A 16,725-nucleotide genomic window follows, 5' to 3' on the forward strand; every position below is an offset into this window, starting at 1 on the left:
GTTTCCTCGGGTTCGTTTGGTTTTTGATTGGCGTTCCTGCCGACCGGCTAAATCTCTTCCTTACGGGCGATAGCCATCTGCCGTTCGGTTCTTGAACCATCCTCCAATGCGTGATCCTGATGCCTGTGGCTTCGGCCACATAGTGGCGTTCGGCTCCCGGCTTCCCATTCTCCTTCAAGAGCGCAGCCCAGACTTGTCGGGCTCGCTAAACCAACATCAGGACAGCTGGGATATCGTCGTCGCGCCTACCGCTGGGTTGGTATCGCGCGGCTGGTAAGCGCGCTGGTCACGCCGGATCTGGAAGGCGATCGTCGAAAGCTTGCGCGCGATCGCAACACGCGCCTTGTTGGTTCCTCTGATCTTCAGATGCTCGTACCGGGCTCGAAGCTGCGCATCGCTGACGATCGCTGGCGTCACCGCCTCGGCGAAAGCCCAATGCTTGTTGCCTTCCTTGATGATCTTGCCGTGGGAGGTCTTGCCGCCGCGCGAATAGGTCGATGGCACCAACCCGGCATAGGCGGTCAACTTCTTCGGTGACCGGAAGCGATTGATGTCGTCGATCTCCGCATCGATCAGCCGGACGAAGAACTCGCCGATGCCGGGCATCGTCTTCAGGGCCGTCTTCGACAGCTTCACATTTGCCTTGGTCTTGGTCATCGCCCGGATCGTTGATTCCGACTGCTTGATCCTGATGTCGATGTCGCCCATGAAGTCGAGGCCACGGTCGATCTCTGAGATTTCCACCTGCGCAAGCTGGACGCGACCGGCCCTGCCGAACAGGTCGCCGAGCTTCTTCAGCTGTGCCGTTTGTTCCGGATAGCGATCAAACACCGTGATGATCCGGTTCTTCGTCATCGTGCGTAGCCGCACGTAAAACATCCGCTCACGAAGCGCGACACGACGATCTCGCGATCTCTCGCTATACTCGCGAAGCCCTAACCGAATAGTTATCCCAAGACGCTCCAGCCCGACCGTTTGATGATAAGTTGTGGGGCGCTATTGGCCATGGCTATACGTCCAGCCAACCAAGCTCACGACAACGCTGTTCGCCGGCTGCGACGCCAATCCTGCGGTCAAGATATGGCCCCGGCAGATAAATCAACTTCCCTCGAAAGCTCACCGTGGTTGCTTTGGTAGCCGCGTCGAAAAATATCGCCATGTCTGACTCGTACGCCATTGGGAGCCTCCAAGCCGTTAACGCCCAAGGTCAGGGATAGGTTCCCATGCGACGGAAGCGGCGGCGCGCCAGAGTGCGTCGGCAGGCGCTTTCCCAGATCTTGAGACAATCGAGGCTCACGTAACTTTTATCGCTCGTATGCGTTTAGCCTGCGGATGAAGAAGAAGCGCTTGAGTCGCTCGGCGGGCGTTCAGCCTTGCTCGCAGCTCTTCGCTCACAGATAGGTGTCAACAAATAGATATGGATCAGTCGCTGATCACCCCGCGGGTTCATTCGGACGCCCTTTGGACAATCGACCGCGGCGCCTCACCGATCGTGGCGACGGCGATCCACGATGGGCATGCCGTTCGCAAGGAGCTGGAAGGCTTATATGCACTTTCATCCGATGAGCGCCTTCGCGAGGAGGACCCATTTACGGAGTTCATCGCCCTCGACGTCCCGAACCGGATCGTTTTCCATCGATCCCGTTTTGAAGTCGACATCAACCGGAGCCGCGATGGAGCGATCTATTTCACGCCGGAACAGGCCTGGGGACTGAAGGTCTGGAAAGACAGGCTTTCATCTGATGACGCCCAAACGTCTCTTCAGGTCCATGACGATTATTACGAAATGCTGCTGTCCTTTTTGAAGGGTATCGAACGTTGGCATGGCCGGTTCGTGGTTCTCGATATTCATAGCTACAATCATCGTCGAGCAGGATCCGCGACTGCACCGACGGCACAGGCAAAAGCGCCACATATCAATATCGGCACATCCTCCCTTGATCGTGCCCGTTGGTCGTACGTTCTCGATGTCCTCACAAACTATTTCCAATCTTTCGAGATCAACGGCTGCCGGCTCGACGTGCGTGAAAATATCGCCTTCCAGGGAAAGGGCGAGCAGACCCGCTTCATCCATGAGCATTTTCCTCTTACCGGCTGCGCGATCGCCGTCGAATTCAAGAAGTTCTTCATGGATGAATGGACAGGCGAACCGGATCTCGATGTCCTTGAAAAGCTCCGCGGCATCGTCGCATCAGCCGTTCCCCTACTCGAGCACGCACTGGAGTCCGGGCGATGAACAAGGCGACACCGCTCAGACGGCAGGACGAATCGGATTGGCTTGAGGATATCCTGATCTGTATCCGCGAAGGCAAGTCGATCCGCCGCGATCTGCCCGGCGGCGGCCGTCTGCACATCGACAGACCCCTGCCCTTTCTATGCGTCCATATAGCGGAGGACGGCGCCGAGCCCACGGCCCGGGATATTGCCCAAGCCAATGCCTCCTACCTGACAGCGCCGCATGCTGCGACGGCCATAACGGTGATCGATGCTATCGCAAGTACTTTGGAAGAACGCTTTGGCGCTTTCATCCTGTTCGACATTGGCGAACTGTCGCAGGACAGGTTTTTGACCGATGACGCGCCGTTCCTGCCACCATTCGAAGTATCGATCTGGTCGAGCGCTGATGCGATCGCAGCAGCCGACGCATTCTCGACGGCCGTCAGCGATAGCGAAGCACGGTTTCGCACACCGCGCGTGGAGAAGACGGAGGCGGCTCCTTTGAGCGACGACAAGCAGATCGCGCGCGAACTTGGCTGCTCGGCAATTGCGGTAAGGTTCGCGCCGGTCTACCGCCAAACTGGCTCAGAAGACATCTATCCGGAACTCCGCGAACAGCTTGTGGCCATGTTCTTCGATGCGGGTCTGCAGGCTTTCGCCTCCTTCATCGCAATGCATCAACTCTTCAAGTTGACCACGCACCGGGCGCTCGGACGCAAGGCGTTCATCGACGCGGTTTCCAGGGTAGACCGCAACATCGATGAAATCGCTTCGACGTTCGACTTCCTTCTGGCGGTTACGCCCATCAATGCGGAAGCCGCATTTGAAGCCTTCAAGGCCAGCGGCCACCAGGCACAGCCGGCCTTTCTCTACCGCCCGCTCGGATTGCAGATAGAGGCGGTCAAGCGAAGACTGTTCTCGATCTCCTTCGAACATCTTGAAGACCCGGTGCTCTACCAACTCTATCGCGAAAAGCAGCGGGAGCTGGATCTGCAGCTTTCGCTACTATCGTCACGACAGACCCCCAAATTTGTCGAGTTCGGCCGCGCGCTTTACGAACCGGTCGAGCAGCCTTTGCTGCGCGAGGCGACGACGATCTTGACCGCCTTGAACGGAACCGAGCCAAATGTCGATGACGACGCGGGCACGGGAGGCAAGATTGCCGACTGTTTCCAGGTGGAGCGGCGAGCCAGGGCCATGATCGCGGTATATCAACGGCAGGGGAACGACTTCGAGGCATCGATCGAGCTTCGGGACGATTTGCCCTCAGGCCTGATGGTGTCTGGACATCGTTTGCTAATCGCTCGTAGCACGCTGATGGATCTGCGTCGCATCGAGCCCCTGCTGTCACATGAGATCGGCGTTCATCTGCTGACGTATTTCAACGGTTCGGCGCAAGGCCTGCGGCTGTTTCGCTCAGGACTGTCGGGATATGAGGGCATGCAGGAGGGTCTGGCCGTTTTTGCCGAATATCTCTCCGGCGGCATGACGCCGGCGCGGCTCAAGCTGATTGCGGGAAGGGTCGTCGGATGCGCGTCCATGCTTGACGGCGCGACATTTGCCGAAACCTATTCCGTACTCGTCAGGGACTATAATTTCTCCGAACCGGCAGCCTTCAACCTTGCCCTGCGGCTCTATCGCGGTGGCGGGCTTGCCAAGGATGCGATCTATCTGCGCGGCCTGCTCGCTCTTCTTGGTCATCTCGAAAATGGCGGTGCTCTGGAGCCATTCTGGATGGGCAAGATTGCCGCGTCGCATTTCAAGGTCATGCAGGAACTTGCCGAGCGCGGACTTCTCCGCTTGCCGGCGATCCAACCTATCTTTCTTCACACTGACGCGGGACGTACGCGACTGGAACGGGCCAGAAGCGGCATGCGTCCCCTCGACATGATCCAGCGACAGGAGCCGTGAATGCGGATAGCTTTTTTTGTGAACTCCATCGAAGGGGAAACCGAAGATTATACGACGACCGCGCTCGCGCTTGCCGGTATGGCCCGCGGCCACGACGTTTGTTACTTGACGCCAGGTGACTTCGTATTTCGCCCGGACGACAGCCTGATGATCCGCACAACCGCCCTCAAGAACGGAAAGCCGAGAAAAGCTGATACCTTCATCAGCGCATTGCAGGGCGATCAGGCGAAAATCCAGACCGTCGACATCAGCCAGATCGACGTGCTCTTCTTACGCAACGACCCGTCCGAAGATGCTGACGATCGACCGTGGGCGGCGCATGCAGGTGCGATCTTCGGAAGGCTTGCAGCCGAGCGCGGCGTACTCACCGTCAACGATCCGGATGGGTTGGCACGCGCTCAGAACAAGCTCTATTTTCAGGACTTTCCCGAGGCGGTGCGACCGCCCACCCTGATATCGAAAAGCATCGAGGAGATCCGCGCCTTCGTCGATGAACAGAAACAGGGCACCATCCTGAAGCCGCTGCAGGGATCAGGTGGCAAGAACGTTTTCAAGATCGCCTCTAGCGAGGAGAGCAACCTCAATCAGATTTTCGAGGCGATCAGCGGCGAAGGGTACCTGATCGCACAGGCCTATCTTCCCGATGCGATGGCTGGCGATATCCGACTGTTCCTGATGAATGGCCGACCGTTGCAGCGGGATGGCGTGTATGCCGCCTTCCGGCGCGTGCCGGCAAAAGGCGATGTCCGTTCCAACATGCATGCCGCAGGCACCGCCGCCGCCGCCGAAATCACGTCCGAAATTCTCGCGGTCGCCGAAATGGTCCGGCCCAAGCTCATCGGGGATGGCATGTTCCTCGTCGGCCTCGATATCGTCGGCGACAAAATCCTCGAGATCAACGTCTTCACACCCGGCGGCCTGCCCGATATTGCCAAACTCCACGGCGTCGATCTGACGACCGATGTCATCATCGCGCTGGAACAGAAAGTGGAGATGAGGAAGAACTATGCCGGGCGGATTTCAAATCGAGTGCTGGCAACTTTGTAACTTGCCAGGCCTGAGACATACGTGACGTTTCGAGCGCGCCGGCGAGGGCTTTGGCGCTCTGGAAAAAAGTGCAGTGACGAAGGAAAATTTGGCAGGGCGTTGCTGTCGCCAAAGACGGTGACCGCATAAAAGACCGCTCGTTTGCCGTGGCGACCCCATCATTCCGGTCGGAACCATGTGCATGGCCACGCGTTAGCCATTTGAGGCTGTAGGCCGTGCCAAACGGACATGATGGTGCTGAAGAACAGGGAGATTTTTCCGTTTTCTCTCCATGGCCAACGAAACGGCAGCCGAGCTTCCTATCCATCCGGCCTGCAACCTCCGTCCTTCCAACGATGGAGAAATGCATGGATAAGCGACGGAATGGGCGTTTTCCGTTCAATCACGGAGTGGTCTTCCTTATCGCCGCCGCGCTGACGGCAACGATATCGGGAGAGATTTCCGCGCAACAGGCGCCAAACAACGACCACAAAAACCATTGCCAAGCCCCCGATACGAACGGCCGGACAACGGATCGACAGACCGCACCAAACTCGAAGACCGACACTTCGAAGCTCTCGGATTGTGGCGGCGTGCTGAAGCCGCCGGCAACCGGGGACAGCGAGTTGGAAAAGCCAGCGCCGCCGGTCGGCGATACGCCGGTCATCCCGCCCAACCATGTGCCGGAAGAACATGGAAACGACATGCCCAAGAACCAATAACTTCTGAAAGCATCACGGTTTTGGTACCGGCTGCTCGATGGTCTTCTGGTCGACGGTCGAATCCTCGTGGGTGCCGGTCACGAACGGTTTGATGACGATGATGCTGAGGATCGACGCCACCATCACTCCCAGAATGACGAGCAACAAAGCGCGCATGTTGGACTCCCATCCTGCTGCGGCTTGCGGATACGAGGATTGCTATCGTGACCGCTGATGCCGCTTACCTGTCGGGAATGAGTTTCGGCCCGGGACCCGGCCTCGCCGTTTTCGACCGAGCTCTCGACGGGGACACGGCCGCCGATGACGGAAATGAAGATGCCACCGGCATCCAGCAACGGATCCTCGTCTAGTCTCTGATGGATTTCCTGGCATATCTCCGCATCCGGTCGCTGCTGCGAGGCGCCATGTTCCTTGGGCCTGTTTTGCATGACGCCCTCCAGTGGTTTGGACTCACAAATCCAACCAAGGAATGACATTGGGTTCCAACCTCGCTTGTTGTCTTCGACATCGGCTTATCGGCTTGCGATAACGCCGTGCAAAAGGAACCCGGCGAGGCCGCCGATCGCGAACAACGCCGCATTTCGCGGCGCATGGCGTTTATGCGGCTGCGAGGCTAACACTGCCTCCGCGATCCGACCCTTGGCCTTGTCCAGGGTTTGGCTACGTTGGCTGTCGCTATCCGGCGAATCCACCGATCGAGAATCGTCAGTGCCCGGTTCCGCATCGCCGGAAACTAAATCCGGTACGATCGCATCCATGTCTCCGGAGCCGCCGGCAGCCTGATCAAGCGCCTGTTGGGTGCGAACGTCGCTCGAAGACAACGACGTGTCTTTAGTCGCAGCATTCTTCAATCTGGCCATAGCTTTCTCCCTTTTGCTCTGAGAGGCAAACTAGTGCCGATCAAGAATGTTCCGAAACAGGCATTGGAGCTCATGCGGCCGTCGTCACCATCTCGAAAGAGAGGACCTTGTAATGCTCCTCGACGGTGGCAAGTAGTTCCAGCGCGCCGCCGCTGACGCCTGAATGTTTCCAACGCACCTGATAGGTCACATGGACGACGCCATCGGCCTCAACCGCCGTTTTTGCGAGGAAGAGGAAGGTGTAGCCGAGCGGCTCGAACATCGCCTGGATCTTTGCGAGGTCGGCAGCGCCTACGAGTTCGATCTCCAGGCGGGCCTTCTGCTGACGCGAGATCAGCTCATCGAACCATTTGAAGGGTGATAGCACGACAAAGGCGGCAACCGCTCCCAGCGAGCCTACGACCAATTGGCCGCCGCCGATGCATAGGCCGATCGCGGTCATGATCCACAGCGTGGCCGCTGTCGTAACGCCTGTCACGAGATCGCCGCGCTTGAGAATGGCGCCGCCACCGATGAAGCCGACGCCCGTCAGCACGCCGAGCGGAAAGCGCAGAATGTCCATGGAGACGAATGATTGCGATGTCTTGCCGATCGTGGAGAGCAGTAGATTGGCCTGGATCATAGTCAGGCACGCCGCCACCCCGACAAGAATCGTCGTTCGGAATCCGGCTGCATGTCCACCGACCTCGCGATTAATGCCGATCATTGCACCGGCGGCAATAACCAGCAACAGGCGCAGGGCGATATCAATCCATGTCGGGTTCAGGGGCATGATCTCGATCATTGTGCTCGGCATGGCTGCCTCCGCGCATCCGCTCGTTACAGATCTCAAATGCTGGAACAAAGCCGGAGAGATTTCGTTCCGCCCATTGGATGAGAGAGGCATGCCCATAGCCCGACTCTCCGCATTCTGAGGAGAAAGCACATGACCATAACGGCAAAAGATATCGTCTCGGTTCTTGGCCCGGTCGATGAAACCCTGATAGCCGATATTGCGGCGATGGGCGCAACGCCCGAAGAGCTCGCGGAGGCCTGGGCCTGGGTCAATAGCGACGAAGCTCTGATCGGCGAAGGCAGAACCTTGCCGAGCGGCAAGGTGGCTGAACTGGTGGAACTGCTCTCCGCCGGCGAAGACGATGAATTCGAGATGTGACACCGCAATCCGGAGACGCAATCCGAACGGAACAATGCCGATCCGACATCGTTGAATTGACAAGTCGAAATGGAGCATGAAGCATGGCCCCGCGCGCGCAGTGGAAGGGATTTCTCAAAGTCGGCGAGGTGAGTTGCCCGGTGGCACTCTACACCGCGACCTCCACCTCCGATCGGATTTCCTTTCACACGCTCAACCGTGCAACGGGCAATCGCGTGAAGCGCGAATTCATCGATAGCGAAACCGGCAAACCCGTGCCGCGCGAGGACCAGATCAAGGGCTATGAGATCGACAAGGATGACTATATCGCGCTGGAGCCCGAAGAAGTCGCCGCGACAGTGCCGGAGAGCGACAAGGTTCTGCGCGTCGAGGCGTTTCTCGGCTGTGCCGATATCGACGACGTCTATTTCGACCGCCCCTATTACCTTGCTCCTTCCGCTCGCGCCAGCGAAGAAGCCTTTGCGCTGATCCGTGAAGGCATGCGCAGGAAAAAGGTCGCGGCCATCGCGCAGGCGGTCCTGTTCCGTCGCCTGCGCACCCTCCTGATCCGCGCCCACGGCAAGGGACTGATCGCGACGACATTGAATTTCGATTATGAAGTCCGCTCCGCGAAGGAGGCTTTCGACGATGTGCCGGAGATGAAGATCAAGGGCGAGATGCTCGACCTTGCCGAACATATCATCAACACCAAGCCGGGCGCGTTCGACGCCAGCGAATTCCACGATCGCTACGAGGCAGCCCTCACCGAATTTGTGAAGGCGAAGATCGAGGGCAAGGCCATAGCGAAACGCAAGCCTCCCAAGGTTACGAAGGTCACCAACCTCATGGAAGCACTGCGCCAGAGCGCCGGCATGGGCGGCGATAAAGCAGGACCGAAGCAGGCGGCGAACAAAGCCGGCTCCACTCGCCGCAAGACAAGGAAATCGCCCACCGGCGCATCTTCGCGGCAACAGCGCAAGGCGGGCTGACCCATGGCACTTGAGACCTATAACCGCAAGCGTGACTTCTCGAAGACCGCCGAGCCGAAAGGCAGAGGCGGCGGAAAGCGCAAGAACACCGGCAATAGTTTCGTCATTCAAAAACATGCCGCGCGCCGCCTGCACTATGATTTTCGTCTGGAGATGGACGGCGTGTTGAAGAGTTGGGCCGTTTCCAAGGGGCCAAGCTTGATTGTTGGCAACAAGCGGCTTGCCGTGCAGACCGAGGATCATCCGCTGGAATATGGAGGCTTTGAGGGTACCATTCCGAAAGGCGAATATGGCGGCGGAACCGTTATCATTTGGGACCATGGTACGTGGACACCCCTAGACGATCCCCGCAAAGGCTATGCCAAGGACCATCTTGAATTCGAGCTCCATGGCGAGAAACTGGGCGGCCGCTGGCACCTGATCCGCATGGCCGGAAAGCCGCGCGAGAAGCGGGAAAACTGGCTGTTGATCAAGGGCGAGGACGAGACCACCCGCCCCGAGAGCGCACCGGATATTCTGGAAGAACGGCCCGAGTCAGTCAAAACGGGACGCCTGATTGCCGATGTCGAGGGAGAAAAACCCGGCTGGTCGTCCAAGACCGGCAGGATCGATCGCAAGAAAGGTGAAACCAAACCTGCGACGCCGAATGCCGTCGCTCCTTACTTCATCGAGCCCGCCTCCGTGAAGGGCGCGAAAAAAGCCGCGATGCCCTCTTTCGTCGAGCCTGTCCTGGCGACGCTGGTGTCGAAGCCACCGACGAGTGACCGATGGATTCACGAGATAAAGTTCGACGGCTACCGGCTCGAAGTGTGCATCGAAGCCGGCCGGGTGAAGCTTTTGACCCGCAGCGGCCTCGACTGGACAGAAAAATTCGGCAAAGAGATCGTTGCCGCTTTCAAGAAGCTTCCGATCGGCACGGCCCTTGTCGATGGCGAGCTGGTGGTGGAATTAGCGGCCGGCGCCTCGGATTTCTCGGCCCTCCAATCCGATCTCAGCGAAGGCCGCAGAGACCGCTTCGTCTTCTATGCCTTCGACCTCATCTACCTTGATGGCTACGACCTGAGGGCATGCCCGCTTACCAAGCGCAAGGAGCTTCTGCAGCAGATCATTCCCTCCGAAACCGGGCTCTTGCGATTCAGCAGTCATTTCGACGCCAATGCCGATCTGTTGCTAAAGCATGCCTGCCGTCTCAGCCTGGAAGGGATCATCTCCAAGACGGCGGACGATCCCTATCGCTCCGGACGCGGCAAAACATGGGTGAAATCGAAATGCTCGTCACGCCAGGAGTTCGTCGTCGCCGGCTGGGTTCCTTCCACCACGTCACGCAAGGCGATCGGCTCGCTCGTGCTCGGGGTTTACGACGACGGCGATCTTCAACATGTTGGGCGTGTCGGCACCGGTTTTACCCATACGGTGGCCGAGCAGCTATTCAAACGGATGGGACGGCTCAAGGCAGACGAGAACCCGTTTTCGACGGTGCTTGGAACAGAGGAGCGTCGCGGGGTCAGGTTCGTGCGGCCTGAACTGGTGGCGGAGGTCGAGCTCCGCGCATGGACCGCCGATGGTTTGCTACGTCACGCCTCGTTCCGTGGGCTGCGGGAGGACAAGTACCCGAAGGAGATCGTGCGCGAAACCCCGAAGACGACCGCCGCCACCAAGCCGGCCCGGCCCGCGCAACGAACGGTGACGCTGACCCATGGCGACCGGCTCTACTGGCCGGACGAGGGCGTCACCAAGGAAGGGCTTGCGGACTATTACACCGAGGTCTGGCGCTATATTGGCCCGTTCATCGTCGGACGTCCCCTCGCCCTCCTGCGCTGCCCGAACGGCATCGACGGGCAGCACTTCTTCCAGAAGCACGCCTGGAAAGGAATGAACCGAAACATCGCGCTGGCACGCGACCCCATGGACGAAGAGCCGTTCGTCGCCGTCAATGATCTCGATGGGCTGCTCGGGCTGGTGCAGGCGGCCGTTCTGGAAATCCATCCCTGGGGATCGACGGTCGGCAATTGGGAAAGGCCCGATACGATCACCATGGATCTCGATCCCGGACCCGGCGTCGTGTGGACCGACGTGATCATCGCCGCCGAAGAGACACGCGACCGACTGAAGCAGGCCGGCCTGACCCCATTCGTGAAGACGTCCGGAGGCAAGGGGCTGCACATCGTCTGCCCCCTGAAACCGCAGACCGAATGGCCCGATGTCAAAGCCTTCACGAAGGGTATCGCACAGGCCATGGCATCCGACAGCCCCGATCGCTACGTCTCGACCACCACCAAGTCCAAGCGCCAAGGAAAGATCCTGATCGATTATCTGCGTAATCAGCGGGGCATGACGGCCGTGGCGCCCTACTCGACCCGAGCCCGCCCGGGAGCCGCGGTTTCCATGCCGTTGTCATGGGAGGAACTCACGCCCGCCATAGGGCCTGCCTATTTTACGGTGCTGAACGTGCCGACTCGGCTGACGGCGCTGCGATCGGATCCATGGGCGGACTTCAAGGCCGCTGCCGAAACGCTACACCCATCGCGGGCAAAACGGAAACGCGCCGCCTGAGTCGCGCGGGCAAACGCTATCACCGCCTTGTTTTCGTCTCCTGCGAAATGCTTTTTCTGAGCGCATCCATGATGCTGATGACGTTGCCGGGCGCGGCCTCTTCTTCCGCCCTTGCCTTGGCGGGGCGCTTCCGGCCCTTCTTCTTGGAAGCGATGATGTCGAGCAGTTTTTGCTGGACCGGGTCGGCCACCATGCTCGGCTCCCACGGCTTCTTACGCTTGTCTATCAGCTTCTCCACCAGCGTCATCAGCTTGGGTTCCACGGATTGCGTCCCGATATCACCGAAGTAATCCTGCTCATCGCGCACTTCATCGCCAAACCGCAACGTCCATAGAACGATACCCCGTCCGCGCGGCTCGAGCATGACGGCACGCTCGCGGCGATACATGACCAGTCGCGAGACACCGACCATGCCGGTGGCGACCATGGCGTCGCGAATGACGCAGTAAGCTTCCTCGCCAACGGCGGCGTCCGGCGTCAGATAATGCGGCGTATCGAACCAGATCCATTCGATACTGTCGCGCGGTACGAACATCTCGATATCGATCATGCGGGTGCTGTCCAGCGCCACCGCATCGAGCTCCTCATCTTCAAGCATGACATATTCATTCTCGCCGCGCTCATATCCCTTGACCTCATCATCCTCGTCCACTGGCTTGCCGTTCACGGAATCGACGTAGCGGCTGACGATGCGGTTCTGGGTCTTTCTGTTGAGGGTATGGAATCGAACCTTCTCGTTTTCAGTGGTCGCGGGCGCCATCGCCACCGGACAGGTCACGAGCGATAGTTTCAGATAGCCTTTCCAGAACGAACGAACTGCCATGGATTTTCCTCCGTCGCGAAAGTGGAACGGACTTCGGGGGGCTTGGTTCCGCCAGCCTCAATGCATTCCGCCGCCTCCTTTCAGATCGACATTGCTGAGGATCAGTGCGAGCGGGATCGCGGAAAGCGCCACCAGCATCAGCACATGGAAAACATCGATGTACGCCAGGTAATTTGCCTGCGTTTGCACCTGCTGCCCGATCCAGGCCGTTGCCTGCGCCTGGGCATCGGCCATCGTAGCTCCCTTCTGGGCAAAATAGCGCGTCATGGTCCGGAGGGTCTCATAGTAAGCAGGCGAGGACGGAACCACATGCTCGATAAGCCGGCTCTGATGCCATTGTTCGCGATGCGCCAGCACGTTGGAAGCGATGCAGACGCCGATCGAGCCACCGATATTACGAGCAGCATTGATCATCGCGGAAGCCTGATTGGTCTGGTCCGGCCGCAGGCCGAAATAGGAAGCCGAGGTAATCGCGATGAAGATTAGCGGCAGGCCGACGCCGATATAGAGGCGAGACCATACGAAAAAACCGAAGTTGAGGCCGGGATAGAGCCGTGTCAACTGCCACATGGATGCGGCAATGATCGCAGCACCTGTGACGATCATGTATTTCGGCTGGATCACCGAGTTGAGACGGCCGGCGACGAACATCATGAGCATGGTGACAAGGCCTCCCGGAGATAGCGCAAGGCCAGCCCAGGTCGCCGTGTATCCGTAGTTCTGCTGCACGACCTGTGGAATGAACTGCGTGGTGGCGATCAGGATCGCGCCGGTTGCCATCATGACGATGAAGCAGGAGCCGAATTGCCTGCTTCCCAGCAACCATCCGTCTATGATCGGATTTGCCTTCGTTAGCACCCAAGGGATCGCTATCGCGAACGCCAGGACGCAGAGTACCGTCGTGACGACGATGAAATTCGAACCGAACCAATCCTCTGTCTGCCCACGATCGAGAATAAGTTCGAGCGAACCGAGAAATGTCGCGACCAGCAGGAAACCGACGAGATCGAAACGAATGCCCTTCTGGCGAAGTTGCTGACGTTTGCGCTCCGTTTCTGCCGATTTCCGCAGCAGCACATAGACCAGCGTGAAGGCGAAGACACCGACCGGCCCGTTGATGAGGAAACACCAGTGCCAGGAAAAATTATCGGAGAGATAGCCGCCGAGCGTCGGACCGACGACCGGCGCAACGACCACGGCGACGCCGAACAGAGCGAATGCCTGGCCGCGTTTTGACGGTGGAAAGGCATCGGCTAGGATCGCCTGCGAGATTGGCACCATGCCGCCGCCCGCGAATCCTTGGATAACGCGGCAGAGGAGCAATGTCTGGAGATTCCACGCCAAGCCGCAAAGCATCGAGGCGATGGTGAAGGTCGCCAGGCAAAGGAGATAAAACCGGCGCCGCCCGAACCGCTCGGAAAAATAGCTGCTTGCAACCAGCACGATGGCGTTGGAGACAAGATAGGTCGTCACCACCCATGATGCTTCGTCGGAGCTGACCGCAAGGCCGCCGGAGATATAACGCAGGGCCACATTGGCGATGGTGGTATCCAGCACCTCCATGAAGGTTGCCAGCGACACGACGACCGCGATCAGCCATGGATTTGTGGCCTGTGCGGATGCTTTCGCCCCGCTGGCGGTTGTGCCAGCGCCGCTCATCTCAGCGCCTCGGATGAACGGTAACCGTTGGAACTACGGACATGCCAGGACCGATGGCGACATCCGCCGGCCACCTGTCGATGATGATTTTCACCGGCACGCGCTGCGTGACCTTCACATAGTTGCCTGTCGCATTTTCGGCCGGGAGCAGGGAAAAGGCCGTGCCGGAGCCCGGTTGGACCGAGGCGACCTTGCCGTGCAGCATATGGTCCGGATAGGCATCGATCGTCACATCTACCGGCTGGCCGGGCCGCATATCCGTCAATTGCGTCTCCTTGAAGTTGGCGGTGATCCAGATCTCGTCCGGCACGAACATCGAAACCGCCTGCCCGGCCTCTACATATTGGCCCTTAGCGCCCGCAAGGCGGACGACGCGGCCGGGCTGGGCGGCGGTGATCGTCGTATATTTAAGGTTCTGCTGTGCTTCCTCGACCTGGGCTTGGGCCTGCTTGAGGCTGGCGAGAGCACTGGCTTTTTGCGCTTCGGCAACGGCCTCGTTCTTCAATGCCGAGGTGACGTTCGCTTGCATTTGCGCGAGGCTCGCCTGATCCTGCTGCAATGTCGATGTCGCCTGCTGCACGGCTTGCACGCTGCCGGATCCATTCTTGACCAATTGTTGCTGACGGTTGGATTCCTGTTGTGCATATTGCAGGGCGGCCGATGCCGAATTCTGCTGCGCTCTTGCCACATCGACAGCGGCGTTGGCGGCATCGATTTGCGCGCTAGTGCTTTCGACCGAGGCGTTGGCAACCTCCACCTGTCCATTCGCCTGGTCGAGGGCGATCTGATAGTCGCGCGGATCTATCTTCAAGATGACGCCGCCGGCCTGTACATGCTGGTTGTCGGTTACCGGAACATCGGAGACATAGCCGGAGACCTTGGCGGCCAGCGAAAAGCTACGTGCGTCGATGAAGGCATCATCGGTCGATTCGTAAGGATAGAAATAGATCCGCCAGCCGAACCATGCCGCAATAATCAGGATCACCAAAGCGGCGATGCCGAAAAAGACCCCGAATGGATGACGGCGCATGAAGGATGGCCGCTTCGTCTTGGACCCGGTGTTGGCTTGATCATCGGCCCTGTTGGCAACTCGTTCGGGCGCGCGACCCTGCTTGCTTTCCATGATGGTGGGTTGATTGTCGGCCATGACATCACTCGCATGATTGTTGGTAACATGCCCTTTGACATTTCGATCCATCATCTGCTTCGTCTGCCGACGTTGGTTCGACATCCGGTGGCAGATACGCCCAAGCACGTTTCAATGCCGCAGAAAGCCCCGGATTTTCTTCAAATCCCGGATGAAGGCCAAGCGGCTCTTTTCCTTCTCGCCCGGCTCCCTGATCCGCAACAGCGCCGAGGGGTGAATGGTAACGAGAATCTCGATTTGTCCGCTTGGACGAAGGATACGGCCGCGATCACGCGTAACCCTGACCTTCGATCCGAGCAGCGATGAGACTGCGGTCGCACCGAGCGCCACGACTAGTTTCGGCTGCAAAAGTTCAAGCTCGGCGCCAAGCCACCAGGAGCAACGCTGCACTTCGCCGGCATTGGGCCTTGCATGCAGCCGTTTCTTGCCGCGCATCTGATATTTGAAGTGTTTGACCGCATTGGTGACGTAGCAGCGGTCACGATCTATGCTAGCCTCTTCCAGACACTGGTCAAGAAGGCGACCTGCGGGACCAACAAACGGCTTGCCCGCCAGATCCTCCTTATCGCCAGGTTGTTCGCCGACAAGCACAATCTCAGCATTTTCGGGACCTTCACCGAAGACGAGATGAGTGGCGTTGCGGTAGAGATCGCAACGCGTACAGGATTCGGCGTCGTTCCGAAGTTCCTCGAGTGTCGCCGTATTGGCATGATTGCGCTCGAGAGAAGGACCGGTGTCTGACAGAGAATGTTTATCGAGCATGGGCGGCTCGCTGCGATTTAAAAGCGATTTCATGTCAACTAATCGCCGCTCTGTTTGTTCCCATTGCCTTGAGCAAAGCATTGAGGGAACCCCTGCCTCCAACCATCGTTAAGATATAAGGTCAACGCCGGAGGAACGTCATGAACACCGAAAGCAAAACCACAACCTATACCCTCAGTGCCTTTTTCGCGGACGAGAATGATGCCGAGGATGCCACCAAGGCGCTAATGGACGTCGGCATACCCAAGGATGTCATCACCATGACACCGGGCAACCGGCCCGACGTCCCGCCAATCGATCATCTTGGCTTCCTCGATGCCCTGACGGGAATTTTCTTTCATGAAGAGCAGCGCGCAGCCTATGCCGAGGCGCTCCAACTGGTACAGCTGACAGAGCCAGAGAGCACGGATCTCAGTCAGTTGGAGGGCCTATCAATCGGGAAATCAGTCCTTTCAATTCCGGCTCCTCTACGTGAATGGCGGCCTCCGAAGGCGTCAGCCATTGCGTGATATGCTGCCCGGATTTTGGAAACGTGGCGGATATGTTTTCGACCTCCAGGACATGGACTGCCACCATCGACGGCATTGTATTGTCGGCGTCGAGGACCTTCAGATAGGTGTAGTAGCCAAAGGGATTCTCCCTTGCCTTGCCTCTTACACCAGCCTTCTCCCAAGCTTTGCGTTCGGCTACCTCATATGGTTTCAACCCGTCGATCGCCCGTCCCTTCGGAATGGTCCAGTGATGCGTTTCGCTTGTGGTGATGAGAAGGACTTCTATCGTTTCGTCGGCACTGACGCGAGTGCAGATCGCCCCAGTTTGTTCGGCCAGCTCGCCGTGCAGCATCGTCTCTGCATGGGCCGCCAGGCGGGCCAGATGGGATTCGTTCCTATGCATTGGACCTCACGGAGTTGGAAATCGGACTAT

General features: G+C 58.6%; 17 protein-coding genes and 1 pseudogene. 9 read left to right on the forward strand and 9 right to left on the reverse strand.

All coding sequences use genetic code 11. The annotated features are described in order from the left end of the window. Positions 1-216: 216 nt before the first annotated feature. Positions 217-921, reverse strand: a pseudogene (locus tag AB6803_RS26335) (transposase); the annotation flags it as partial. 496 nt (positions 922-1,417) lie between these two features. Between AB6803_RS26335 and AB6803_RS26340 the strand changes: the two are divergent. The 4 genes from AB6803_RS26340 to AB6803_RS26355 all read left to right on the forward strand — a co-directional run bounded on the left by AB6803_RS26340 (position 1,418) and on the right by AB6803_RS26355 (position 5,876). Further along, complete coding sequence (locus AB6803_RS26340) at positions 1,418-2,236, forward strand: N-formylglutamate amidohydrolase (RefSeq protein WP_371111662.1); 819 nt, start codon at positions 1,418-1,420, stop codon at positions 2,234-2,236. Next, entirely contained in the window at positions 2,233-4,128 is a 1,896-nt protein-coding gene (locus tag AB6803_RS26345) for a flavohemoglobin expression-modulating QEGLA motif protein (protein ID WP_371111663.1), read from the forward strand. Before AB6803_RS26340 ends, AB6803_RS26345 begins: the two co-directional genes overlap by 4 nt. Beyond that, entirely contained in the window at positions 4,129-5,175 is a 1,047-nt protein-coding gene (locus tag AB6803_RS26350; RefSeq protein WP_371111664.1) for a glutathione synthase, read from the forward strand. 347 nt (positions 5,176-5,522) lie between these two features. Continuing rightward, positions 5,523-5,876 (forward strand): hypothetical protein, encoded by a 354-nt coding sequence (locus AB6803_RS26355; protein WP_371111665.1) that lies wholly within the window; start codon positions 5,523-5,525, stop codon positions 5,874-5,876. Positions 5,877-5,888: 12 nt separating this feature from the next. Here AB6803_RS26355 and AB6803_RS26360 read toward each other — a convergent pair whose 3' ends face one another. Continuing rightward, on the reverse strand, positions 5,889-6,032 hold the full coding sequence (locus AB6803_RS26360; RefSeq protein ID WP_371111666.1) for a hypothetical protein: 144 nt from the start codon (positions 6,030-6,032) through the stop codon (positions 5,889-5,891). Between the two features lie 47 nt (positions 6,033-6,079). Between AB6803_RS26360 and AB6803_RS26365 the strand changes: the two genes are divergently transcribed. Continuing rightward, positions 6,080-6,226 (forward strand): hypothetical protein, encoded by a 147-nt coding sequence (locus AB6803_RS26365; RefSeq protein ID WP_371111667.1) that lies wholly within the window; start codon positions 6,080-6,082, stop codon positions 6,224-6,226. Positions 6,227-6,388: 162 nt separating this feature from the next. On the opposite strand, the gene AB6803_RS26370 is transcribed toward AB6803_RS26365, so the two are convergent. Next, positions 6,389-6,736: a hypothetical protein gene (locus tag AB6803_RS26370; protein WP_371111668.1), complete on the reverse strand. Its 348-nt coding sequence runs from the start codon at positions 6,734-6,736 to the stop codon at positions 6,389-6,391. A 70-nt stretch (positions 6,737-6,806) separates the two neighbouring features. After that, positions 6,807-7,532: an MgtC/SapB family protein gene (locus AB6803_RS26375; RefSeq protein ID WP_371111669.1), complete on the reverse strand. Its 726-nt coding sequence runs from the start codon at positions 7,530-7,532 to the stop codon at positions 6,807-6,809. A gap of 129 nt (positions 7,533-7,661) precedes the next feature. Between AB6803_RS26375 and AB6803_RS26380 the strand changes: the two genes are divergently transcribed. From AB6803_RS26380 to ligD, 3 genes are all read left to right on the forward strand, one after another. After that, positions 7,662-7,889: a hypothetical protein gene (locus AB6803_RS26380; RefSeq protein WP_371111670.1), complete on the forward strand. Its 228-nt coding sequence runs from the start codon at positions 7,662-7,664 to the stop codon at positions 7,887-7,889. A gap of 83 nt (positions 7,890-7,972) precedes the next feature. Next, a complete protein-coding gene (locus AB6803_RS26385; RefSeq protein ID WP_371111671.1) occupies positions 7,973-8,857 on the forward strand; it encodes a Ku protein in 885 nt (294 codons plus the stop codon). Positions 8,858-8,860: 3 nt separating this feature from the next. Next, entirely contained in the window at positions 8,861-11,410 is a 2,550-nt protein-coding gene (ligD, locus tag AB6803_RS26390) for a DNA ligase D (RefSeq protein WP_371111672.1), read from the forward strand. Between the two features lie 19 nt (positions 11,411-11,429). On the opposite strand, the gene AB6803_RS26395 is transcribed toward ligD, so the two are convergent. The 4 genes from AB6803_RS26395 to AB6803_RS26410 form a co-directional block, all read right to left on the reverse strand. Next, a complete protein-coding gene (locus tag AB6803_RS26395) occupies positions 11,430-12,233 on the reverse strand; it encodes a Ku protein (RefSeq protein WP_371111673.1) in 804 nt (267 codons plus the stop codon). A gap of 57 nt (positions 12,234-12,290) precedes the next feature. After that, positions 12,291-13,892 (reverse strand): DHA2 family efflux MFS transporter permease subunit, encoded by a 1,602-nt coding sequence (locus AB6803_RS26400; protein WP_371111674.1) that lies wholly within the window; start codon positions 13,890-13,892, stop codon positions 12,291-12,293. A 1-nt stretch (position 13,893) separates the two neighbouring features. Further along, positions 13,894-15,039: an HlyD family secretion protein gene (locus AB6803_RS26405; RefSeq protein WP_371111675.1), complete on the reverse strand. Its 1,146-nt coding sequence runs from the start codon at positions 15,037-15,039 to the stop codon at positions 13,894-13,896. Positions 15,040-15,150: 111 nt separating this feature from the next. Then, entirely contained in the window at positions 15,151-15,801 is a 651-nt protein-coding gene (locus tag AB6803_RS26410; RefSeq protein ID WP_371111787.1) for a UdgX family uracil-DNA binding protein, read from the reverse strand. A 140-nt stretch (positions 15,802-15,941) separates the two neighbouring features. Between AB6803_RS26410 and AB6803_RS26415 the strand changes: the two genes are divergently transcribed. Next, complete coding sequence (locus AB6803_RS26415; protein WP_371111676.1) at positions 15,942-16,310, forward strand: hypothetical protein; 369 nt, start codon at positions 15,942-15,944, stop codon at positions 16,308-16,310. Here the strand turns inward: AB6803_RS26415 and AB6803_RS26420 are convergent. Next, positions 16,213-16,695, reverse strand: a complete 483-nt coding sequence (locus tag AB6803_RS26420) for an NUDIX hydrolase (RefSeq protein ID WP_371111677.1) — start codon at positions 16,693-16,695, stop codon at positions 16,213-16,215. The genes AB6803_RS26415 and AB6803_RS26420 overlap by 98 nt on opposite strands. Between the last annotated feature and the right edge of the window lie 30 nt (positions 16,696-16,725).

It is taken from the genome of Rhizobium sp. RCC_161_2, assembly GCF_041355235.1.
Taxonomy (GTDB): Bacteria; Pseudomonadota; Alphaproteobacteria; order Rhizobiales; family Rhizobiaceae; genus Rhizobium.